The following is a 23,507-nucleotide window of genomic DNA, read 5'->3' on the forward strand; positions in this document are numbered from 1 at the left end:
AAAGTGATCATTAACGGTGATTATGCCGTATCAACAGATATTAAGGGCGTTGAGAAGACAAGTGAATCATTGCAAAACATATACTTCTGATCAATCGCAATTTGTAATAAGCCATGAAAGTCAAGCACATATATTTAAAGGTATAGCATGAAGGTATTTATTCAAATAATAGATTCATGATATCATGAATTTTGAAGAATACCTCATTAAAATAAGTATAATCAAAGTCCTTAAAGCTAATTTTTTACAAACCTTGAATCGATTATAAAATGTATTTTTGTTTTATTAACTATATAGTCATATGAAAGGTACTGTCCATCCGTCCAGTACTTCAAAGTACAATGTTTTACTATCGTTTGTAAACAATTTTAAAACTGATGGAATCCTATTCATCAAAGGCCACCGAAATGTTATTAAACTATTTAATTTAGAAGGTACTACTTTAAATATAAAATCTTTTAAAAAGCCCAACTTCATCAACCAAATAGCCTATCGTTATTTCAGGAAATCCAAGGCCAGACGTTCATATGAATTCGCTAATATTCTACTCAAAAAAAATATTGGAACACCACAACCCATTGCCTATTTTGAGCGATTTAACTTATTTGGTATTACAGATAGTTACTATATATGTGAACATTTGAAACATGACTTAACTTATCGCGATTTGGTTATACAGCCCAATTATAAAAATCATGAAGAAATACTTAGGAAATTCACCAGATTTACTTGGGATATGCATGAAAAAGGAATCTACTTCAAAGATCATTCACCAGGCAACACTCTGATTGTCGAAAACAACAATACCTATGAGTTTTATTTAGTCGATTTAAACAGAATGTCGTTCACTAAATTAGATTTTAAGGCGAGAATGAAAAGTTTTGCAAGATTGACTCCCAAAAAGGAAATGGTGAGAATAATGAGTGATGAATATGCCAAATTAAGCGAAGAGGATTTTGAAAAAACCTATCAATTAATGTGGTATTACACCAACCAATTTAGAGAAAGATCCAAAAGAAAAAAAAGGATAAAACAAAAATACCTCGGAAAAAAGTAAGAGCGACATTCTTCTAAAGAAATAATCATCTGTTTTGATTTGTATATACAACTAGCACATTTCGAAAAAAAACAAGGATACTTGTCGGTTAGGTTACACGGCACTAAGACGTAAAGAGATCGAAGAAGTATAACAGAGGATTTGACCATCACAACTCTTTCGTAATAAAAAATAGATTTTCAGAGCGCGGAAAGATGAGTACATCAAACTCGTAGATTTACCAATTGTTTACATCCCTAACTAAAATTCAATTATATTAGTGCTATTGAAATTCTAAACCATGAGCTAAATGCAAGTGAAAACATTCACCGCATTTCCTAAAAGCGCTCAACTTATGATTAAACTATAAATACCTCTTCAATGGAAAAACCCAGACGACTATTTTTAAGAAACCTTGGCTTAGCAGGTGCTGCAGCGGTATTGACACCGTCAGTCTTTGCTAAAACACCGGAAACAATTAATTTTCTTGAAAGAAAGACTTTACCTTCCAACAATCTTAAAACCTTAAAAATCGCATTAATAGGAGCCGGAGGCATGGGTGTTGCCGATACCAATACGGCCTTACAACATCAAAACATAGAACTGGTTGCTGTTTGTGATCTTTACGATGGAAGGCTAACCGACGCCAAAAATAATTGGGGAAGCGACTTGATGGTCACTAAAAACTACAAAGACATATTAAAACGTGCTGACATAGATGCCGTTATCATAGGAACACCCGATTTCTGGCATAAAAAAATAAGCATTGATGCCCTAAATGCCGGCAAGCACGTCTATTGTGAAAAGCCCATGGTGCACAGTGTCGATGAAGGACACGACATCATCAATGCCTGGAAGAAATCAGGCAAGGTGTATATCGTAGGCAGTCAAGGGATGTCATCCTTAGGCAACGAAAAAGCAAAGGAGCTTTTGGCAGCGGGTGCTATTGGTGAGCTCAATTATGCCGAAGGATTTTGGGCCCGAAACTCTCCTGTCGGAGCTTGGCAATATCCAATTCCAAAGGATGCCTCTACGAAAACGGTAGATTGGAAGAATTATATTTCCATAAGCAAAGACCTTCCTTTTGACCCACTACGTTTTTTTAGATGGCGAAATTACCTCGATTATGGAACAGGAATGGCGGGCGATCTTTTTGTGCATCTTTTTTCCAGTTTGCATTTCATCACAGATTCGCTGGGCCCCAATAAAATTGCCGCCATGGGAGGCTTGCGTTATTGGAAAGATGGCCGGGAAGTACCGGATGTCCTTTTAGGGATGTTTGATTATCCAGATACCAAGCAACATCCAGCATTCAACCTCTCTTTACGTTGTAATTTTGTGGATGGCACCAGTGGCACCACCTATTTAAAACTGGTGGGCAGCAAAGGATCGATGGACGTTGAATGGGATCGTGTGACTTTAAAACGCAATGCAGGAGGCGAAAGTGATGATCCATTTTTAGCCGAAAAAGCCAAGGAAGAAACATCAAGTCAGCCTGATCGAAAAAAAATGGAACCGCCACTAACCACAGTTTATAACGCCCAAAGCGGTTATAAAGGGGCACATTATGATCATTTCGCGAATTTCTTCGATGCCATCCGAAATAATGGTACTGTAGCCGAAGATCCTCTTTTTGGTTTTCGCGCGGCGGCCCCAGCATTACTCTGTAACGAAAGCTATGAGAAAAATGCGTTTATAGGTTGGGATCCTGTAAAAATGAAACAGATTTAATTCTAAAATTATAACTATGACAAAAACGGTAATGACTGTGCTATTGGCACTTTCAATAATCGCTTGTAAAGATTCAAATGAGACCAAAGAGCAAGTTGAAGAAGGAGCGCTAACCCAAGACGATATTCACAAGACTGAAGGCGAATGGCAGTATTTGTTTGATGGTACCACTTTGGAGGGCTGGAGAGGCTATAACGAAGACAAAATGCCTCCGGGCTGGGTCATCAATAACGGCGAGCTTACTTATGACACTGAACTTGGATTGGAACAAGACTACACAGGCGGAAGGGACATTATCTACGGCGCCGAAGAGTTTGATAACTTTGAACTCTACTTGGAATGGAAACTTCCCAAAGGGGGCAACAGCGGCATTTTTTATCATATTAAAGAAGGCTACCCCGCTCCCTACGATTCGGCTCCCGAATATCAACTCATAGACGATGACAACTATGCCCAAATCCACGATTTAACCGGTTATAATAAAAGTGTTGGCCACACCGAAAACCTTTCGGAATTAAAACCGCTAAATAAAACCGCTGCCGATTACGCCATGCACGGGCCGGATCTCGACATGAAAAAACTAAACCCTGTAGGAGAATGGAATAGCAGTAAAATTGTTTTCACACCCGAAAAAGTAGAACATTGGTTAAATGGTGAAAAGGTACTTTCATTCGTGCCTTGGGATGACGAATGGCATAAGAAAAAGAATTCCGGAAAATGGAAAGAGAGCCCAGATTACGGTAAATTCAAATCAGGCTATATTGGCTTGCAAGATCATGCCAGCCCGATTTGGTTTCGAAATATAAAAATCAGAAAATTATAAGATTTGTCAGCCTAAGAAATATTTAGGCTGACATTTTTATTTATAAATCGAGGTTCAAGCCATCTGAAATGCAGAAGACATTGACCTATTAAAGATAAAATATGAAAAAAATAAGTTTGTTCGCGATTTTACTTAGTATCACATTTACAGGGTGTCAGTCAGGGAAAAATCTTTTCAATGGAAAAAATCTTGACGGATGGCAAACCTACGGCACCGAAAAATGGTATGTAGAAGATGGCTTGTTGGTCTCTGAAAGTGGTCCAGACAAGATGTATGGCTATCTCGCCACTAAGGATAATTATAAAGACTTTGAAATCACTTTGGAATTCAAACAAGAAGCCGATGGAAACAGCGGCGTGTTTATACGATCTGAGATTGAAGGTACCAAAATAGCGGGATGGCAGATAGAAGTCGCACCTCCGAATCTTCACACCGGTGGGATTTATGAATCCTATGGCCGTGGTTGGCTGATAAAACCTTCACTAGAAAAAGAAGCGGCGCTAAAATACGGCGAATGGAATCACTTAAAGATAAGAGTAAAAGGCAATCAGGTAACTAGCTGGCTAAATGATGTGGAAATGGTCGATTTCTCCGATGATAAAATAGGCGCGGCAAATGGCAAAATTGCGTTACAAATACATGACGGCGGCGGCATCAAAGTATATTGGAGGAATATCCGATTGAAGACGCTTTAAAATCTAATTCCAAAGCCGACTGATATTCAAACCTGATAGGTTTCTTCAGCAGACCATTTTAAGAGAAATATCTTACACTAAATTCAACCGTCTAAATACCTTCTAACATGAAACTTATTTATGCACTCCTAATTTTACTTGTATTTTCTTGCAATTCAAAAGACAAAAACAATCTGTTTCCATCAGAAAACGAGGCGAAAACTGCTATAGAAAAAATCTTGGCCAGTCAGGAGATTGCATGGAACAATCATGATTTGGAAGGCTTTATGCAAGGTTATTGGAAAAACGATTCTCTTAGGTTTTTCGGGAGCAAAGGGCTTACTTACGGCTGGGACAAGGCATTATTAAACTACCAAAATGGGTACCCTAGTCCTGATGAGACTGGAACACTCAAGTTTGTCATCACTGATATTTCAAAGATTGAAAACGGTGCTTATTTGGTGTTTGGGGAATACCATTTGGAAAGAAACGTAGGCAACGCCAATGGCATTTTCACTATTGTATTCAAATACATTAATGGCCATTGGAAAATCATAGCAGACATGTCCTGTTGATTAGGCTGCGGTTTCTTCAGACTTGAAATGCTCATATAGGTCATCGCATCCCATTCCTATTATAGAAAGTTTTTTACGTTTAGCAAGAGATTCATTGTGCAACTGAGCTAAAGCATTCACACCATAACGATCAATACTCGTAAGACCTTCGATATTTATGATCAGGGAATCACGTTTATCAAAAATATTTGAAAATTCCTTTTTGAAGAGATGAAGATTGAATTTGGTAAGCGTACCTTTTACTTGAAAAAAAGCAGGGTGTTTGATAATTTCTAAATCCATAATAGCGTCAATTAATGTGGTTAAAAAAAATAAATTCTGCGCTATTAATCATTGGGGATGAACCAAATATCATAAATAATATCAAAACCACACAATGTTTTCGACAAACGGTATTTTCATGGGTTTAGCGAAAGATAAACTCCATTTACTTCGTTAAAATGGGAGCGATGTTTACTTAAAACCTTCGGTCTGGATTAAACATATCCAAATTTAAACTCGGCGACTTTTCTGAAATGAGTTCTGATACCAGTTTTCCAGTTCCAGTACCCATGCTCCAACCCAACATGGCGTGACCGGTTGCAATCGTTAAGTTGGAACATTTTGAAGACCTTCCAATATACGCCAATCCATCTGGAGACACGGGGCGTAGTCCCGAAGCCACATCGTCCTTTTCAATTTCAGTTAAAGCTATCTCAGGGTAATATTTTGTAACCGCATTCGCAATGGCATTTACCCTCGTTTTATTGATCTTATCGTTGATTCCGCCTATTTCCATAGTGCCTGCAAAACGTGTGAAACCGTTCATAGGTGTAACTGCCACCTTAGATTCCATTAAAATAGCGGGCAATTTTATTCCAGTGGGTTTTGTCGTATTGATTCTATACCCTTTTCCAGCCTGCAATAATAAATGGATTCCGACTTTCTTACTCAACAAGGCGCTCCATGATCCAGCGGCCAATACAAATTCGTCAGCCTTCAACTTTTGGTTTTTAGTGATCAGGGCCGTTATTTTTCGATCTTTTAATTCGAGGTCCTCAACCTTTTCATTGGGATGGAACACTACACCTTTTGACTTTAAATACGTCTTCATTTCAGTCATAAACTCACTTGGCGTGGAATGTGAATCGCTTCTATAATAAGTACCACCAATGACATTTAGATTGACATTGGGTTCCAATTGTTTTAAATCTTCAAGAGTCACTTCCTGTACGTCCAAACCTTCATTTATAGCCATTTCTGCATTTTCCATTTCTTCCTCAAGGGCTTTTTGAGTTTGGCATAACATCAATAAGCCTTCTTTTTTATACTGAAATGTGAAATGCTCATTTGCTTTTATGTCATTGTACAACTCCTGGCTCAGAAGCGTCAAATCTTTTATACTGGGAATTGCCTTTTTCACATGATCGGCAGTACAGGATTTGTTGAAGGCATAGGTCCATTTTAAAAAATCAGGATCCAATCGGGGCTTGATATAAAGCGGACTTGCGGGATTGAACATCCACTTCAAGCCTTTCTTCATGACCCCAGGTGCCGACAATGGGATGATGTGGCTTGGAGACACAAATCCAGCATTAACATACGAAGCACCAACGTCCATATTTGATTGGTCGATAATCGTGACCTGATGTCCTTCTTTTTGAAGGTAATAGGCGGAACACAAACCGATGATGCCTCCGCCGATAACGATAACACTTTTATTCATTTATTCCCATTTAAAATCCCAAATTGGTGTTTCTCCTTTTAGATGCTCAACAAAATAATTCCATCGTTTCTTGGTGAAGTATTTGTTGGCCTTCCCTTGATATCCATGTCGTTGACTCGGAAATATCAACAAATCAAATTCCTTATCGGCATTTACTAAGGCCTCTGCCAATTTAAACGTTGCCGAAGGATTGACGTTCTCATCAATGCCACCATGCACCAACAACAATTTTCCCTTTAAATTTTTTGCATTCGTTATATTGGACACCTCATGATAGGTTGAATCTACTGGCCAACCTTGATACATTTCAGGCCACCAGGCTTTTTCCATTCTAAAATCATGGTCTGCAGAACTGGCTACACCCACTTTGTAAACGTCTGGAAAAGCGAGCATTGCCCTTCCTGTATCGAATCCTCCTGCAGAATGACCAAATATACCAACACGATCAGTATCAATCCAAGGATATTTTTCTCCCAAATAGGTAATGGCCAAAACGTGATCTTCAAGATTATTGCCCATATTTTTATAGGAATAATTATGAAATTCCTTGGAGCGTCCAGAAGTCCCCAATCCATCAACCATCATTACGATAAACCCAAGTTCTGCCAACGACTGGTTCATAAATGCTCTATCAAACGATTTTGGAAACATCTGTGTATGTGGACCAGTATAAGTATGATCAATTATTGGATAGGATTGGGTAGGATCAAAATTGGTCGGTTTCCAGATAGCACCATAAATAGTCGTTTTTCCATCTTTTGCGGTCAATTGAAAGGTTTCTGGCGATTGCCATCCTTTTGCCAAGGCTTCGGAAGCATCTGCGGAGGTCAATTCTGCCACTATTTTTCCTGATTTAGCCAATCTCAATACCGTTTTGGTCGGATGGTTGACCGTTGAATAATTATCGACAAAATAGTTTCCATCTTCTGAAAAGGACACGATGTGATGGGCATTCTCAGGCGTCAGTAGGGTCGTGTTCCCTTTAAAATCAACCTTATAAAGCAGTTGGTGATAAGGATTCATCTTTGGGTCCTTGCCCGACGCCAAAAAGAAGATTTCTTCCTTGTCTTCATTGGTGTGGACCACAGAATTGATATAATAATTTCCTTGACTTAAAGGTTTTGTTTCTTTCGTTATCATATCGACCATATAGAGTTGTCGCCACCCACTGCGTTCGGACAAGAAAATGACTTTTTGTTTTTTATCCAACTTTCTAAACCAAAAATTGTCAATATTAGTTTCACTTGTTTCTTCAATCAGTGTTTCCTCGGTTTCATTATTAAGATCTACAAGTTTTAGAAATTCCTTTTGAAACCCTCTTTCTGAATATCCAGCCAAAAGTTGGCCTGACTTTTCCATCCACTCAATAGCTACTGAGTTTATATGTGTGCCTGTTGGCAAATTTGTTTTTACTTCTTTTTTGGTTTCAACATTAAAAAATACAGGTTTCACATGAACCATAGTGGTATCTCCTGGTGAACCCCGATAGTAGGAAAGTAATTTTGATTTGTAGAGCGAGTCGATGCTGTGATCCAACAAATACATTTTTTCAGCATTTCTAAAGTCGACAACATCAGCTCCAATCCATTTGGAATCCTTGGACCAGTTTACTCTGAAGCGTTTGGGACGTTCTGCATTTTCACCTTCTATAATATCATACCAACCATAATAGGTGGCGTATTCATAATCTCTTTTACCATCGTGGCTCAATTGATATTCCTGGCCAGTCGTGGTTGATTTTATATATAAATTATAGTCTTTGCTATAAGCAATCCATTTTCCATCTGGAGATTTGGTTTCAAATTCGTTCTTTTCTTCCTTCTTCTCTTCTTTTTCAATCTGTAATTGATAGGTTTTAAGGTCAAGTATATAAGTCTTCGATTCAAAATTAAATTTAAGATGTCCATCTTTTGTCCGCTCAATGTTTGAAAGCGACCATTGACCTGATTCAAGCTTATTTTCTGCTAGTTTGGATAATTCCTGTGCCAATTTATCATGGTCAAACATAGGTTGTACCCTGTTGTTTTTAAAAGATAAAGTTTTATAGGTCTTACCATTTTTGTCATGGTCCACAAACCAAATTCCAGAGTTGTCCTTAAACCAATAGACTTGAGTGTACAGATTAAAAACCGTTTTATTGTTTAAATTCTCGGGCAAAAAACTCACGGCTCTTTGGTAATCTTCTAATGTGGGTTTTTGGGCCTGAAGTTGAATTGTCAAAAACAACATCAGTACTGCGTAATAATAATTTTTCATTTTAATAATTTTATATCACCTGAAATCCAAACGCATACGGATCGTCTTCAGAATCAATGGTTATTGTGTTATGTCCATAAATTTTTGCCCAACCTTTTATGCTCGGGATAATTGCAAGATTATCATTGAGAGTAGTTTCCCTTTCAACCCGGCCGACAAATTTGCTACCTATGAAGCTTTCGTGAATATAATCTTCACCAACTTTCAGTTTTCCTTTTGCATACAGTTGCGCCAAGCGAGCCGATGTCCCCGTGCCACAAGGACTTCGATCAATCGCCTTATCACCATAAAACACAGCATTTCTACCAGATGATAAAGGATCGATTGGGGCCCCAGTCCATTGCAGATGTGTGACGTCTCTAATAGCCTCATTCTCTGGATGGATGAATTTGTTGGGGTATTTCTCATTGATACGCTGTCTTACAACTTGCGAAAACTGAATGATTTTTGAAGCAGAAAAATTCTGTATGCCTGAAAAATTCTGTTGCTCATCCACTATGGCATAATAATTTCCTCCATAAGCGACATCGAATGATAACTCTCCCAATTCTGGACATTCAACAGTAAGGTTTTGAGCTGCCAAATAACTTTTTACATTGGTCAATTTGACCCAATCAACTTTTGTTCCCGTTTGCTGATATTCAATTTCCACCAAGCCTGCAGGTGCTTCCATTCTTATCCTTCCTGGAGCTTTGGGTTGCACTAAGCCTTCTTCTATTGCAATAGTTATTGTTCCTATCGTCCCATGGCCACACATTGGCAAACAACCAGAGGTTTCTATAAAAAGAATGGCAAAATCATTTTCAGGATTATCTGGCGGAAACAACATTGAGCCACTCATCATATCATGGCCACGTGGTTCAAACATTAAGCCTTTCCTTATCCAATCGTATTCCTTCAAAAAGTGCTGGCGTTTTTCGCTTATCGAATTTCCAATGAGATTTGGATTACCTTCGCGGACGACTCTCACAGGGTTGCCGCAGGTATGCGCATCGATACAGACAAATGTGTGTTTCATATCATTATTATTACTCTTTCCGTTCCCTTTAAGCCATTCCTTTGCTAAAAGTAGATGGAATTGATTCCGGCTATTCTTTAAGTTTCTTGATATAATTATTGACCCTATCTTCCATAATAGCCAAGGTCACGGTGCCTTGCTCAAGAATAATCTCATGGAACTCCCGGATATCAAATTTGGCTCCCAATTCATTTTCTGCTTTTTGACGCAGCTCCCTTATTTTCAATTCCCCTATTTTATAAGACAGTGCCTGACCAGGCCAAGAAATATAGCGATCCGTTTCAGTATTGATTTCATGCATGGACAACGCTGTATTTGAAGACATATAATCCACAACTTGCTGGCGCGTCCATCCTTTGGCATGAATTCCGGTATCAACGACCAACCTACAGGCACGCCACATTTCGTAAGTAAGTTGACCAAACTGCTCATAAGGCGTGGTGTACATTCCCATTTCATCCGCTAAAAACTCGCTATACAAGCCCCAACCCTCACCATAAGCTGAGAGGTATAAATTTTTGCGAAACCTCGGAATACTATCGCCCAATTCATTGTTTAAACTGCCTTGCAAGTGATGGCCCGGAACAGCTTCGTGTACAGTTAAAGCGGGTAAAGTGTATAAAGTTCTACTTGGTAAATCATAGGTATTCACCCAATAATATCCAGGTTCTGTACTTTCTTTTGAAGTCCCAATATAACGACCTGCCGTGTATTTCGGGGCAATGGCATCAGGCACTGGCGCCACACCATAAGGTTTACGGGGTAAAGTTTTAAAATATCGCGGTAATTGTGCATCTGCCCGTTTAGCCATATCACGTGCAATCATCAACAATTGCTCTGGAGTTTCAGCATAGAACTGTTTGTCTGTTCTTAAAAAATGGAAGAAATCGGCAAAGCTTCCTTCGAACTTTAAATCTTCGATAATTTGCTTCATTTCTGCTTTGATACGTGCCACTTCACGCAATCCAATTTGATGGATGTCGTCCGCCGTATATTGGGTACTCGTCGTGTAAAAATTAATTCTATTTTGATAAAATGCCTTTCCATTGGGAGTTTCAGAGACGCCTAATGTAGTTCTTGTCTTTGGAAAATATTCTGTTTCAAAAAAGCTTTTGATCCGTCTAAATTCTGGAGTAACATTCGTTTCAATAGTTATTTTAGCAGCTGCCAACACCGAATCCCTCTGTGCTATGGTCAAGTCGTTCGGTAGGTTTTTAAATGGCGAATAGTAAAAACTATCTTCAAAATTACTGACAATATGATCGTTATATGTCGATTCATAACCTTTAAAAATCACTAAAGGTTGTGACACCCCCTTTTCTAAACCTTCCCTTAAATTGATGAGATTCTGGCTAACGAATTGTGGGATGGCATTCAATCGATCCAAATAACTTTTTACCTGTGCATAGTTGGCCAATGGCCTTACCTGATAGGTTAAGTTGGTGTGAAATCCGGTATCGGAGAGTAGCGGATTCAGAAATTGTTCAAACTTGTAATAATCGATTTTATCTTGCAATACAAACCCCAACAGTTTGGCCGAAATTTGTTGGGTTTCACTCAGCCCGGAAGTTTCAACCTTATTGAGTTCATCCAATACTTGTTGGGCAAATTCAGCTTCGGCCTTAAAATAATCTCTGGTGTACAATCCCAAAGGATAGGTTTTCCGGTCATAGCCTTTATGTTCCTCATATTTTTTAATCACACTATCCAAAACAACGATAGTGTTTTGTGCTGTTGAAGAACTTATTCCAAATTGGAAAAGCAACAATGTAACAATGGTAGCCTGTAAGTAACTCATAATTTATTTTTGGTTTGAATACCGTCAATGTAACGATTTATTCCTAAAGGATTTTCATTTTTCAATGCCTCTGGCAACAATTTATTTGGCCAATCTTGATAGCTGAAAGGTCGCACCCACCGTTTAATTGCGTGAACCCCAATGGCGGTAAATCTGCTATCGGTAGACGCCGGGAAAGGACCACCATGCATCATGGACGGACATACCTCAACACCCGTTGGAACACCATTAAAGATGATACGTCCTACTTTATTTTGCAAGGCGGCAATCACTTTACTATATCTTGTTATTTCATTTTCATCGGCCATAATAGTACCCGTGAGCTGACCTTCCAAATTTAAAATGACTTTTTCCAACTGATTTTCGTTTTCACATTGTACCACGATAGAATATGGGCCAAAAACTTCTTGATGTAGAGACGTGTTTTTCAAAAAGACATCTCCTTTAACAGTGGCTACTGTTTGTTTGGCATGGTTTGGCTTTGTATCTGATGGATAATCTGCAAGCACTTCAATTCCATGTTGTGAGATTGCCTTCTTTTTGTTGCTATTATAGGTTTCATAAATATTGGGATGCAACATACAAGTAGGTTCAATTTTGAGAATTTCTTCAGATAGATTCTGAATAAAGCCTGATAAGGCATCACTTTTAATCCCCAATAACAATCCCGGCTTGGTACAAAATTGACCAGTCCCCAAGCTTATAGAACCTGCATAGGTTTTTGCTAAAGTATCCCCTTTGGTTTTTAAGGCTTCCGGAAGTAAAACAACAGGGTTGATACTTCCCATTTCCGCAAACACGGGAATTGGTTCATCACGTTGTGCCGCTAAGTCGAACAAGGCCTTGCCTCCCTTATAACTTCCTGTAAATCCAACAGCTTTTACTTTAGGATGTTTTACTAATTGTTGTCCAACTTCAATACCACTCCCGTTGAGATTTGAAAAAACACCGTCAGGCATTCCCGCCTTTTGCGCTGCTTTTATAATGGCCGATGACACCAATTCACCTGTTCCAGAATGCATAGGGTGCGATTTAACGATTACTGGACAGCCAGATGCTAATGCCGAAGCTGTATCACCACCCGCAGTTGAAAAAGCCAATGGAAAATTGCTCGCTCCAAAAACCACGACTGGGCCAATAGGAATCAGCATTTTTCGAATGTCTGATTTTGGCATTGGTTGGCGTTCTGGTTGGGCCGTGTCGATGGTAGCCTCTACCCAAGATCCTTCTACCAAGGCATCGGCAAACGATTTCAATTGCCCAATTGTTCTTCCGCGTTCACCTATGGCTCGTCCTTCTGGCAATCCAGATTCAACGCAATAGGTTTGAATCAGGATATCACCTAACGCTAAAATCTCTTCTGCAATGGTATTGAGAAATTCAGCCTTCTTTATTCCTGATATATTCTTATAGGTTTCAAATGCCTTTGAAGCTAAAGTAACGGCAGCATCAATTTCATTTGAAGTAGCTTCCGTAAAACCCGTTTCATTTTCAATATTCAGTTGCGGATTAAAAGTTCTGTACACTTTGCCACCTTCTGCTGATTGTCTATTCCCAATATAATTTTTTCCTGTAATCATCTTTTCTTCTTTTTTGCCACCAATTCACGAGTCTATATTAATGGGTTTTCTGTTATTGTGATTCTAGGTTAACACTCGATTATTTTTGTTTTTTAAAACTTAACAAACCTATTCACACGACTATTCTTTTCTTTATTTATTCGTGTATCTGCATATCTTCAGACTGGTTTCTGACTATCCACTACAAATTTTTACACTCCGGGTTTTGAACTATTTTCTTAAAGTGAATTCAATTATTCTTACGACCCGATTGAACTCGTCACACTGCAATGACAAACGAGGTACACATCCATTTTTCAAAACACTTTATAAGTTTAATTCAGATATTTTAATATTCTTTACTAATTTAGGGATAATATCCAATTTGATTAAAAGACGTCAACGAACAGAGAATCTCCATGAAATTGAATTTATCGTGGTCAACAAACCTAACCATAGTCATGATTGGCATCCATTGGACACTCATAATTTGTTCCGTTTTAATCATGTAAATTTAAGACTCTTCAAAGGGTATTATTAATGTACATTTATCCTAATTTAATAGTATGTTATCCATTGCCGAAATAATGTGACTGTTTTTGAATAGTTTTAGTTAATTGTAGCAGTTTGAAAGTGCTAACTTTTAAAGTACCGAAACCTCATCAGGATGTTTTTACCAGATTGGTGTTGGACTTATTTATGACAAGTGATATCCATTTAAAGAAGTTCAACTCAGTTATATTGTCAGAAATGAGGTCTTCATTGCCGAGATTACGTAGGCATCAGAACCCTCAATTATTTCAAATTTTAACCGAGAGTTGAAAATGACTTTATCTATGACTACAGTAGCCTACCGAAAAACAACAACAGAATGAAAACACAATATGTTTGGATCCTATTGACCATTGCCGCATTGATAACAATCTATGGCGTAATTACCGGAAAGTATTTTTTTCTCTTCTTGATGTTGCCCTTTGGCTTTGGAATTTTTAAAAGAAAGGACAAGGATGAAGACAGGTGATATGTGAAAAGAATAAGGATAGATTGAAATTTGGAAAGTATAAAACCCCAACCTATCCTTTTGAAAAAATTAGCTCTTTTTGACGTATTTAGTGATGATGACAATCTGCTGACCGTCAACACGACCTTCAATAAATTCGGCGTTCTCGTGATCCAGACGAATATTTCTAACGGCGGTTCCTTGTTTGGCAACCATACTGGAACCTTTGACCTTTAAATCTTTGATCAAAACGACGGAATCTCCCGCCTCCAAAATAACCCCATTGACATCGCGATGGATAATTTTGTTAGCTTCATCTTCGTGCTCGCCTGTGGCTCTTGCCAAGGCCAAAGCCTCGTCATCAAGATACATCATGTCCAACAAGTCTTTTGGCCATCCTTCATGGCGTAAACGCTGAAGCATCCGCCAAGCCATAATTTGAACGGCTACATGCTCGCTCCACATACTGTCATTCAGGCAGCGCCAATGGTTGACATCCATGTCAACAGTGCCTTCAATTTGGTCCAAACAGGTTTTGCAGACCAAAACATCATTGGCTACATTTTCATTCAGCGATGGCGGGATGGTATATTGTGATAGATTTTCTTTGGAACCACATAGTTCGCAAGTGTTGTTGCTTCGATCTTGAAGCATTTGTAAAACCGACATAAGAGTAACGATTGAAGATTAATAGAACTTGAAATTCCAATTAAAAAAAATAAAATTCCAATTAAAAATTTTGATTGTTCAAAGATAGGGCTTTTTTGAACTTGAAACTCGAAACTTGGAATTATCAACTTCGAACTTTGAACCTTGAACTTTGCACTTTAATTGAGGGAATCCCGCACCTTTTTGGGCATGCCTTTGACCACCATCGCGTAGGAATGGTCAATGAGCTCAGCAAGGAATTTCGGAGAGATTTCATCCAAGGTCAAATCGATTGTGTTCCAATGTTTTTTACTCATGTGGTAGCCAGGATAGATGGCCTCGTAATCAGCACGCAATTCTTGAGCATAAACAGGATCACATTTCAAGTTGATGGCTTTTTGGCCTGCTTCCCATTTCTCCAAACCTATTAATGCAAACATTTTTCCTTGCACTTTGAAAACAAGCGTATCGGCATCAAAAGGAAAATCTTCGGTGACTCCCTTTTTTGAAATACAATATTGGCGAAGTTGTTCGATGTTCATAAATCAATGTTCAGGTTGAACATTATTAAAATTACAAAAATCATCGAAACAAATATAAATCTTAGTGAACATTTCATCTTAATCAAGAACCTTGAGATACGTCCCGAGGCGTTTAATCCCACGAGTGGGACAAAGAAGAGCTCTCGTAAGCATCCAAGTTAATACTGCTCTGCCGATCTAAAATAATAAATAGCACCCTTTGGAACCTCAGCAATACTTGTATGCTCATGTTTTTTATAGCGAGACCTGTCCTCTTCTGGAGCGTCTGGAAACAAATAGGTTCCTATGACTTCAGTTTTTATTAGATTCCATCCAGCTTTAAATTTTAAATCATAACTCACCTTGGTTTCTACAAGTAATGGCTCACCGGTATTAGTTAAATCGCCTGTCCAATTTTCATCGGCTCTTAGCGCGCAATCTTTATCTACATAAACCCATGATAATAGATAACCTTCATCTCCATAATACATATCTCCCAAAGTCAACAGGTTAAGTGTTACTTTCTCAGAATTTCCAATTGTGAGCACTCCAATTTTTTGTTCGTTTTGATAGACTAATAAGTAGGGATTGAGCTTAAATCCTGCGTCTCCGCTAGTATATTGAAAAGCATCAAGATTATGGATATCATAAAACGGATTGCTATTTTTGAAGTTATTTAAAGGTTTTAATTCAGGTATATCATCCGTTGGGTTCAATTCAACAGTTCCATCTGCTTTGATGGCACCAACTTTCACATACTTGACCTTATCGTTTCTTGAGTCGTACGCATAGTTGAATACAAGATCTGCGGCACCATTATTCCAATTTATCAATTTAGTATTGTGATTACTAACTAGTGTGTTTCTCCAATATTTGTCGTTCCCTTTTGTCGTTTTAGGAATAGCACTTTTTTTATGCTCAATTTTTTTTTCTTTTTGTTGCGCTTCTGCTTCCTCAATCAACTCCTGAAGGCCAATGCTCTCCATGATACTGTCACGCATTTTCGTCGCCTTATCTATCATTTTTTGTTGTTCAGGTGTTTGGGCAAAGTTGGTATGTCCAATGACAAATAGCAGTATCAAGAGAATTTTATTACATGTTTTCATGAGGTTGTTTTTAAAAATATTTACCAATCCACTTTGTATTTGGTGGCGTTGATTGTGAAGAGGATACCACTATTTTACTCGGTTTCTGAATTTTGTCAAAAGTATTTTCCTCGTACATACTTGGCACGTTCTGCTCCTCAACACTTTCTATTTTATATTCAATAAAATTAAATCCTGGTTTTAATTGCAAATCATATACATATTGGGCTTGATAATTATTTTCAGAATAGGAGACAGAGGACGTGCATTCACCTTGAAAATTAAATTCTGACTCTATATAAATAAGTTCAAAATAGGAGCCTAATACAGCATCAACCTCGCCATAGGATTCAATCCAAGGCACCATCAATTCATCAGTAACCATAAACAGCAAACCCGCATAAGGATTCACTTTAGTGCTTAATGAAATATAACCCGCAGGAACTGCTTTACCATTTTGATCTTCAGATAAGATGTGGGAGCTATTATCACATTTGGAAAACAAGGTATAAGCAACTTGCGACATAAAGTTTGATTTTGCTTCTTCGGAAACGCCATTGAGATTTTCAGGAAAACTAAAACTCAATTCTCCTGACTTAGAAACTGTTCCCACTGGTACGGAATGCTCCATGCCAAATGTGAACAACACCAAATCCATAGACTCAGCTGGATGATTTTCAATTTTGGCAACCGATTGGGCCATAACGCTGTTTGCAGCTAATACCATCAAAATTACAAATGCTTTTTTCATTATTTATAGATCTTATGAGTTAATTTATGCTAATATAAAATTGATATTCCAAATATCTTGATTGTCTAAATTTCAATTATCCACATGCTGTTCCAGGTAAACCACTGCCTCCCATAAGGGAAATCAACAGGTCTATATTTCCAAACACCTCTCCTACTGCTCCAAGGGCAAAAAACATAATTTCTTTGTTGACATTACATGCTAATTCTTGTAAAGCTGCCATTACTTTTTCGTCCATCCCAGTTGGGTCCATAATTATAATGACTTCGGTAACAATGGCATAAAGCTTAACAAGCGTTTTTCCATAAGTGGCTACGATGCCAATGGCTAAATTGGACACGCCCATAGCCGAAAAAATAGCCATATACATATCAATCACCCTATTAAGCTCTTTAAGTTGCTCCTCAATACTATTGGATCCACCTCCTGTTCCATCTGCTAGTATACCCAACAACTCCCCCGTCTTTTGATCAATCTGCCAAAAGGCCATACTGACAGCAGCCGCATCAAAGATCTTAAAATTCCCATCGCCCCTATAAATGCGTTCATTCCAATAATAGGGATTGGTAAATGCGTCCCTTTTTTCCTGAAACCATTTGTCGTCTATAGCTTTTTGCCTTTCAATTAGTTTTAGATCTTTTAATTCAGATAAAGTATTTGTGGGATAAAAATGACCTTCTCTAATAGCAAATTGGGCCGTTTTTTGAAGCGTCATCTTAAACGCAGACTCGGACGCTTCTGCTATAGTAGTATAGTTCGAAGACGGTAAATAATCAAAAGAAGTTGTTGATGTGCTTTCTCCAACCCCTATTCTATGTTTTATAATGGCCATTCTAATTCCGGCGGCAAAAGTCGTACTACTTTTGGTAACGGCATTTTCCAACGGAGCCATGAGTGGCACTATTTCAGGATGATAAATGTAGCCACCTTTACTAAAATGTTCTTTCGCCCTCTCAAGGTCATCTTCCATAAGTGCCTCTCCCCATTCTCTTGTTGTTAATCTGTATTTTAAAACATCAGACAAGGCTGCCGAAACAGTAGGTCCTTCCCCTTCAATATAAACTGTGGCACCTCCCAGAATGGTGTTTTTGACGGCTATAAAGTGGGAATAATCAGGTTTTACGTTCCGTTGTGTGACCGGATCCCAACCTGCCAAAACTCTTTTTATGGTCGATTTCCCAACGTTTATAGTACAATAAAGCCCAATCAAACATTGACCGATTTCCTTTTTATCATCTATAAACTTAAAACGATCCCTTTCCATAATTCTATGTGCATCAATCCCAACTTTGGCTTCGTGCTCTTCTGTTGCACCAACGGCATAATATGTAAAAACATAAGGCGGAATTTCCATTTTAGAGATATAATCCATGATGGCCTCCTGAGTTTTTTCCTGATCTTTTGCATTGAGCACCATTCCATTGGTAATGTCTGCCATTTTTGCGAAGGTCTCAACTTTATGTCTTCCTTCTTCATCATTAACATTGAGTATAATTGCCGGAGCGCCATTTTTATAGATCTCCGCATTCGTTTCATCATAAGAATCGTCATTATCGCCATCTGTTGCATAAATAATCAGATCATAATCCGTCTTTGACGCTTTTAAAAGCCAAATGAACAATTCTGATGGTGTTTTCCATTTGGTAATAAATGACGCCGGATATTTTTCTAAGATCGATTGGTCAAGCGCATTGATAAACGTATCCATATTCTCCTCATAATAGGCTTTTGGCATACTCAAAGAGGTGTCATAAAGGATTAAGATTCGCGGTGTTTGACGATTGCTTTCCATCAAAGCTGATACCTGGATCTCATTATCTGTTATGGCGAAATCGGAAGTTGACAAACCTTCCACAAAGTCGCCATGGTCATCAGTTGGCGTGACATGCAATTTCACCAGCGGATAGTGAGCCGGAACAGCCTTAATTTTCAAGGCGGTCACTTTTTTTTGTAAGTCGATACTTGGCTTTTTCAGTAGCGTACTACCATTTATTTTTGGTTCCTCACCTGAAACATCAAAAACCTTTGCATCTAAAGTAAATGGATTGCCCAAAAAGGAGTTGTCTTCCATGACCTGTAGTTCTTCATCAAAACTCTGAAAAGCGAGAGCTGGGGTAAACGTACGTAAACTGCCAATTGGAGTGAATGCCTGTTGCTCCAAACTCAATCCGTTTAAAAATGACAGGTTAATCTGATTCCCGATAAGTTGTGTTGCGAGCCAATCTCCAAACACCAATTCCCTTTCAACGGTTGGCTGAATAGAATCTCTATAGCTTATAGAAATACTGACCTTTTCTTCATTGTCCAATACTGGATCCGCTTTTGAGGTCTTTCCGCCATTGTCGTTTTTCAATGCTCCAAAGGCGACTTTTGGATCAAATAGATGGGCAAATTTTGTCTCACCATTTAAGATAAATTCCACCGTTGGTGTTCTGTAATTATCCCAGCGAAAATCAAAAGGATATTTATTTAGTGTCTCTTTTTCGGGAAGTAGCTCCCATAATTTTTCAGCGAGATCAGTGGATTCATTAAAGCCCTCATCATATACTGGAATTTCATATTCAGAATCTCCTTTTACTTCAAGTTCATTTTTCCATTGCTTCCATTGTTGTTTGGAGATATCAAGTCCGAAATGTCTTTGAATCGGTCTAAAAAAATAAGCCGGAACATCTTCTGTTTTTATATCGGTCCGTTCATAAACCACTTTAGACTCCATACCAGCAGCCTGATACATCTTGTTTAACAATTCGGCTTTTTCCCGTGGCGTTGCGAATCCTGAACGCAAAACACCTTTGAGCCCCCATTTTAATTGGGTGCCTAAGTTTTGTAAATAGGTTTTATGGGTAGGCATTAAATAAATTTCATCACGCACAAAGTGAAACATCGCCTCCGCATCTTTTGACTCTATCAGCGCATTCATGCGTCCTTCTAAATGATCAGGACTCGTTTTTAAAGCCATCAACATTTCTTCCCAAACTTTGTAGGGTGCCTTTCCAGAACCCACAAAAGTTGGTTGATCATCTTTACAACCTAAAAAACTCAATGGAATATGTGCCGCAACATAGCACAAAGCGAGTTGCTGCATAAATTCTCGTCGGCTCGTACCGCCTCTAATTTTAGAATTCTCCATGATTAAATTTATCTGTTCAATTCTCTATATTTTTTTAAGGACTCAATATCAAAAGCTTCCCAAAGCTCATCGGGCGTCATGGCTTTAGCCCTAAGATTAACCATAAAACGATTGTCAAGAAGCAATTGCATTTCTGTTTCGTTATACTTGTAGTCACTTATCGTTTTAAAACCGTCTCTTTCAATTTTGATTAGTTTACTCTTTTCATTGGAAGGCGGCACGTAATCATAAAAACTAAGAAAAGTCATGGCGGCAGGATTTTTATTCCCTGCTGCATCGACAACGGAAAGTGCAATTTTCCCATCATTAAATTGCCCGTAAACTTGTGACATTCCTGGGATAGCATTGACTTCATCCAACGGAAAACCCATCAACTCCTTAGGAAATGCACGCACTAATTGTTCATCAGTCAAGGGCGTTTTATTTATAAGCGTTTCTTTTATTTTTTCTAAGTCAGAATTCGACGGGCTGTCTTTTTTCTCTTTAGAGACTTCTGTATTTACCGATTTCATTTTTGCCTCTCCATCTACTTTAGTGTCATTTTTGCAGCTAAATAAAATAGACAGTACCAACAAAAAAACTGATATTTTGGATGTATGTTTCATCTGTAGAAATTAAAATTGTTCAGTAATAATTAGTTTTGCCAATTCGATCGTCTTTTCCTTGTCCAAGTTGTCATCATTGGATATATCGACCTGTAGTGTAAAGGAAACGCCGTTATAATACACCTCTAAATGTTGTTTTTCCGGGTTCCAATATGCACGTTGGCCAAGGCCATTGATTTCTACCAATTCTGGATGTGCTTCAAGATCGATGAAGTCTAAAAAAGATGCCATATCCGCTTCCCCGTCCACCCATTTTAACTGAACGAGATCAGATCGCGGGTAACTCACTGTTTTACGATTTGAAGCCGATTTTTCTTTCACTTCTTCTCTTCCATTTTCCCAGTAATACCCCAGGGTTTCACCCATCATCCCTTTCATGGTATGCATTTTCTTGGCCTTTGATGCATCGAACCCGGTAATTCTGGATGCCATTTCCAAGGTGAGTAAATCGTCGTAATCACCGCTGAACACGAAATTACTATCTGGATTGGGACTGTCATTGTTTGATATTGGTTCAGTAGTTTGCCCGTTTCCTTTACAAGAAAAAAAGAGCGCTATAAAAATGGATACATAAATATATTTTTTCATGACTTTTGTTAGTTCTTTATGAATTTGACCGTTTGCTTTCCATCATTCTCAGAGTTGATGTTTAGAAAATAAAGACCTTTAGATAAGGCTGAAACATCCAATGAAGTAGATGATATGTTCTTGTTTTGTCTTAAAACAAGTTGGCCTAATTGATTGATAACGTTCAATTGATAATTTGCGCCAATTGGGGTTTCAATGGTTAAAATGGTTGAGACTGGATTTGGGTAAATTTGAAAATTAAATGCATTAAGATGATCAATGCTCAATGCTGTGCAACTTACCTGTCCATAAGTATTCCTACTCGTTTTCGTACCATCCCCCAAATTGCCAGATTGATTATCGCCAGTAGTCCATAAGGTACCATCGGTTTTTAAAGCTGCCGAAAAAATGTCGCCAGCGGCAATATCAGCCCAATCCGTGTCAGTCCCAATAGCTACTGGAGAAAGTGTTGGTGTATTGTTTCCTGTACCCAACTGCCCCGACGAATTATAGCCCCAAGCATATAACATCCCGTCAGATTTTAATGCCTGCACATGCGAATATCTAATTTCCACTTTGCTCCAATTGGTTTCTGTACCAATTTGGGTAGGTTCCAATTTATGGGCCCTATTTCCACTTCCCAATTCTCCATTGTTATTTCTTCCCCATGCCCATAAAGTGCCGTTTGTTTTTATGGCTAAATTGGAATAGTGGGACGCGGTTATAATTTTCCAATCCGTGTCAATCCCAACTTGGGCAGGGGCATTTCTTGAAACATCAGTACCGTCACCCAGCGCCCCAGAAAAATTTCTTCCCCACGCCCATAAAGTACCATTGGTTTTAATGGCGACAGAATGGTCGTAGCCGCCTGCGTTCACTTCTTTCCAATCGGTGTCTGTGCCTATTTGAATGGGTACTCTGGATGCGCTAGTCGTTCCATTGCCCAATTGCGCATAATCATTCTTTCCCCATGCCCATAGCGTGCCATCCGTTTTTATTGCCAAACTGTGACTAACCCCTGCAGAAACCTTTAACCAATTGGTTTCGGCCCCAATTTGAATGGGAACAAATAGACTGTTGGTGGTGCCATCACCCACTTGTCCATAAAAACTCCTACCCCATGCCCATAAGGTGCCGTTGGTTTTTACTACCAAATTATATTCATTTCCTACAGAGAGGTATGCCCAATCCTTATCTGTACTTATTTGAATAGGCTCCGTTTTATCAATATTGGTACCATCTCCCAACATCCCCGTATTATTCTCTCCCCATGCCCATAGAGTACCATCATCATTTAGCGCTATGACATGGTAACCTCCTGCGTAAACAGATTGCCAACATTGGGAGAATGCATTTTGAACAACAAACAAAATCATTGCATAAATTAAAACTCTGAGGTGTACTTGCTTTTTCATAATTCTTATTTTAAATTGATTAACTGATTTAAAAACTCCATAACCTCTATATACCAAAATGGCACAAAAACCGACAAACTACTCACCATATAAAGAATCCCCAGAACACTAATGAACCAAAAAACATCATCTGTTCCGCTAGGTTCAAACACTGTTAATTTTGGTCTTTTAGGATTGTTGAACATATTGACCATTTGGTATTTTAAATATTTATGATCAAATTCGGCGGCCAGTCTTTTGATGTAGACGGTGATCTTCGAATCAAAAATCCTACTGCTGACAAGGGCATGATCGCCTAAGTTATTTGCATAGTAAAGCCCATATTTTACACCCAGCTGTAATCCTTCTGTAGTGGTAATCATCCCATTTATTTTGATCCAACGTTTTGAAGCTTTTGAAAGCATGACATTACGGATGGTAAACAGCAAAAATGGTGTTGTTGCGACTAACACAATTAATGCGAGCATATTGATTCTGAGATTAAAAAAAATAGAAACGTCCATATTATCGTTACTAAATATTAGGATCGGCAGCACACCTATCATTCGAATAAAAGCATCATATTAGTCCGCGGCAATTGAAAATCCACCTTCCGATAACAGGTTTTATT

Annotated in this window: 21 protein-coding genes; 6 read left to right on the top strand and 15 right to left on the bottom strand. The window is 38.4% G+C overall.

The window, feature by feature from the left end; genetic code table 11:
• The first annotated feature begins 301 nt into the window (after positions 1 to 301).
• The 5 genes from G6N06_RS01780 to G6N06_RS01800 all read left to right on the top strand — a co-directional run bounded on the left by G6N06_RS01780 (position 302) and on the right by G6N06_RS01800 (position 4,839).
• Positions 302 to 1,057, top strand: a complete 756-nt coding sequence (locus G6N06_RS01780) for a lipopolysaccharide kinase InaA family protein (protein ID WP_163514325.1) — start codon at positions 302 to 304, stop codon at positions 1,055 to 1,057.
• 360 nt (positions 1,058 to 1,417) lie between these two features.
• Entirely contained in the window at positions 1,418 to 2,767 is a 1,350-nt protein-coding gene (locus tag G6N06_RS01785; protein ID WP_163514326.1) for a Gfo/Idh/MocA family protein, read from the top strand.
• A 16-nt stretch (positions 2,768 to 2,783) separates the two neighbouring features.
• On the top strand, positions 2,784 to 3,590 hold the full coding sequence (locus G6N06_RS01790; protein WP_163514327.1) for a 3-keto-disaccharide hydrolase: 807 nt from the start codon (positions 2,784 to 2,786) through the stop codon (positions 3,588 to 3,590).
• Between the two features lie 101 nt (positions 3,591 to 3,691).
• Positions 3,692 to 4,285, top strand: a complete 594-nt coding sequence (locus G6N06_RS01795) for a 3-keto-disaccharide hydrolase (RefSeq protein ID WP_163514328.1) — start codon at positions 3,692 to 3,694, stop codon at positions 4,283 to 4,285.
• A gap of 107 nt (positions 4,286 to 4,392) precedes the next feature.
• A complete protein-coding gene (locus G6N06_RS01800) occupies positions 4,393 to 4,839 on the top strand; it encodes a YybH family protein (RefSeq protein WP_163514329.1) in 447 nt (148 codons plus the stop codon).
• Here the strand turns inward: G6N06_RS01800 and G6N06_RS01805 are convergent, their stop codons facing one another.
• The 6 genes from G6N06_RS01805 to G6N06_RS01830 all read right to left on the bottom strand — a co-directional run bounded on the left by G6N06_RS01805 (position 4,840) and on the right by G6N06_RS01830 (position 13,196).
• Complete coding sequence (locus G6N06_RS01805) at positions 4,840 to 5,121, bottom strand: STAS domain-containing protein (RefSeq protein ID WP_163514330.1); 282 nt, start codon at positions 5,119 to 5,121, stop codon at positions 4,840 to 4,842.
• A 175-nt stretch (positions 5,122 to 5,296) separates the two neighbouring features.
• Entirely contained in the window at positions 5,297 to 6,544 is a 1,248-nt protein-coding gene (locus G6N06_RS01810; RefSeq protein ID WP_163514331.1) for an NAD(P)/FAD-dependent oxidoreductase, read from the bottom strand.
• Positions 6,545 to 8,800 (bottom strand): S9 family peptidase, encoded by a 2,256-nt coding sequence (locus G6N06_RS01815; protein ID WP_205334706.1) that lies wholly within the window; start codon positions 8,798 to 8,800, stop codon positions 6,545 to 6,547. It abuts the gene before it with no gap.
• Between the two features lie 10 nt (positions 8,801 to 8,810).
• On the bottom strand, positions 8,811 to 9,818 hold the full coding sequence (locus tag G6N06_RS01820) for a 4-hydroxyproline epimerase (RefSeq protein WP_163514332.1): 1,008 nt from the start codon (positions 9,816 to 9,818) through the stop codon (positions 8,811 to 8,813).
• Between the two features lie 70 nt (positions 9,819 to 9,888).
• A complete protein-coding gene (locus tag G6N06_RS01825; RefSeq protein ID WP_163514333.1) occupies positions 9,889 to 11,616 on the bottom strand; it encodes a DUF885 domain-containing protein in 1,728 nt (575 codons plus the stop codon).
• A complete protein-coding gene (locus G6N06_RS01830; RefSeq protein WP_163514334.1) occupies positions 11,613 to 13,196 on the bottom strand; it encodes an aldehyde dehydrogenase (NADP(+)) in 1,584 nt (527 codons plus the stop codon). The genes G6N06_RS01825 and G6N06_RS01830 overlap by 4 nt, the downstream gene beginning before the upstream one ends.
• Before the next feature lie 850 nt (positions 13,197 to 14,046).
• Between G6N06_RS01830 and G6N06_RS19680 the strand changes: the two genes are divergently transcribed.
• Complete coding sequence (locus G6N06_RS19680; protein ID WP_205334707.1) at positions 14,047 to 14,196, top strand: hypothetical protein; 150 nt, start codon at positions 14,047 to 14,049, stop codon at positions 14,194 to 14,196.
• Positions 14,197 to 14,265: 69 nt separating this feature from the next.
• Here the strand turns inward: G6N06_RS19680 and G6N06_RS01835 are convergent, their stop codons facing one another.
• The 9 genes from G6N06_RS01835 to G6N06_RS01875 form a co-directional block, all read right to left on the bottom strand.
• The gene (locus G6N06_RS01835) at positions 14,266 to 14,844 is read right to left on the bottom strand and encodes a PhnA domain-containing protein (protein WP_163514335.1); all 579 of its coding nucleotides are present in this window, start codon (positions 14,842 to 14,844) and stop codon (positions 14,266 to 14,268) included.
• Between the two features lie 158 nt (positions 14,845 to 15,002).
• A complete protein-coding gene (locus G6N06_RS01840; RefSeq protein ID WP_163514336.1) occupies positions 15,003 to 15,365 on the bottom strand; it encodes an MmcQ/YjbR family DNA-binding protein in 363 nt (120 codons plus the stop codon).
• 158 nt (positions 15,366 to 15,523) lie between these two features.
• Complete coding sequence (locus G6N06_RS01845) at positions 15,524 to 16,450, bottom strand: hypothetical protein (RefSeq protein WP_163514337.1); 927 nt, start codon at positions 16,448 to 16,450, stop codon at positions 15,524 to 15,526.
• 10 nt (positions 16,451 to 16,460) lie between these two features.
• Complete coding sequence (locus tag G6N06_RS01850) at positions 16,461 to 17,180, bottom strand: hypothetical protein (RefSeq protein ID WP_163514338.1); 720 nt, start codon at positions 17,178 to 17,180, stop codon at positions 16,461 to 16,463.
• Positions 17,181 to 17,256: 76 nt separating this feature from the next.
• The gene (locus G6N06_RS01855; protein ID WP_163514339.1) at positions 17,257 to 20,310 is read right to left on the bottom strand and encodes a hypothetical protein; all 3,054 of its coding nucleotides are present in this window, start codon (positions 20,308 to 20,310) and stop codon (positions 17,257 to 17,259) included.
• Positions 20,311 to 20,318: 8 nt separating this feature from the next.
• Positions 20,319 to 20,915, bottom strand: a complete 597-nt coding sequence (locus tag G6N06_RS01860; RefSeq protein ID WP_163514340.1) for a hypothetical protein — start codon at positions 20,913 to 20,915, stop codon at positions 20,319 to 20,321.
• 9 nt (positions 20,916 to 20,924) lie between these two features.
• Complete coding sequence (locus G6N06_RS01865) at positions 20,925 to 21,503, bottom strand: hypothetical protein (protein WP_163514341.1); 579 nt, start codon at positions 21,501 to 21,503, stop codon at positions 20,925 to 20,927.
• Between the two features lie 8 nt (positions 21,504 to 21,511).
• Entirely contained in the window at positions 21,512 to 22,897 is a 1,386-nt protein-coding gene (locus G6N06_RS01870; RefSeq protein WP_163514342.1) for a T9SS type A sorting domain-containing protein, read from the bottom strand.
• Between the two features lie 5 nt (positions 22,898 to 22,902).
• A complete protein-coding gene (locus G6N06_RS01875) occupies positions 22,903 to 23,364 on the bottom strand; it encodes a hypothetical protein (protein WP_163514343.1) in 462 nt (153 codons plus the stop codon).
• Positions 23,365 to 23,507: the final 143 nt, after the last annotated feature.

The organism is Gelidibacter japonicus (assembly GCF_010725055.1).
Classification (GTDB): domain Bacteria; phylum Bacteroidota; class Bacteroidia; order Flavobacteriales; family Flavobacteriaceae; genus Gelidibacter; species Gelidibacter japonicus.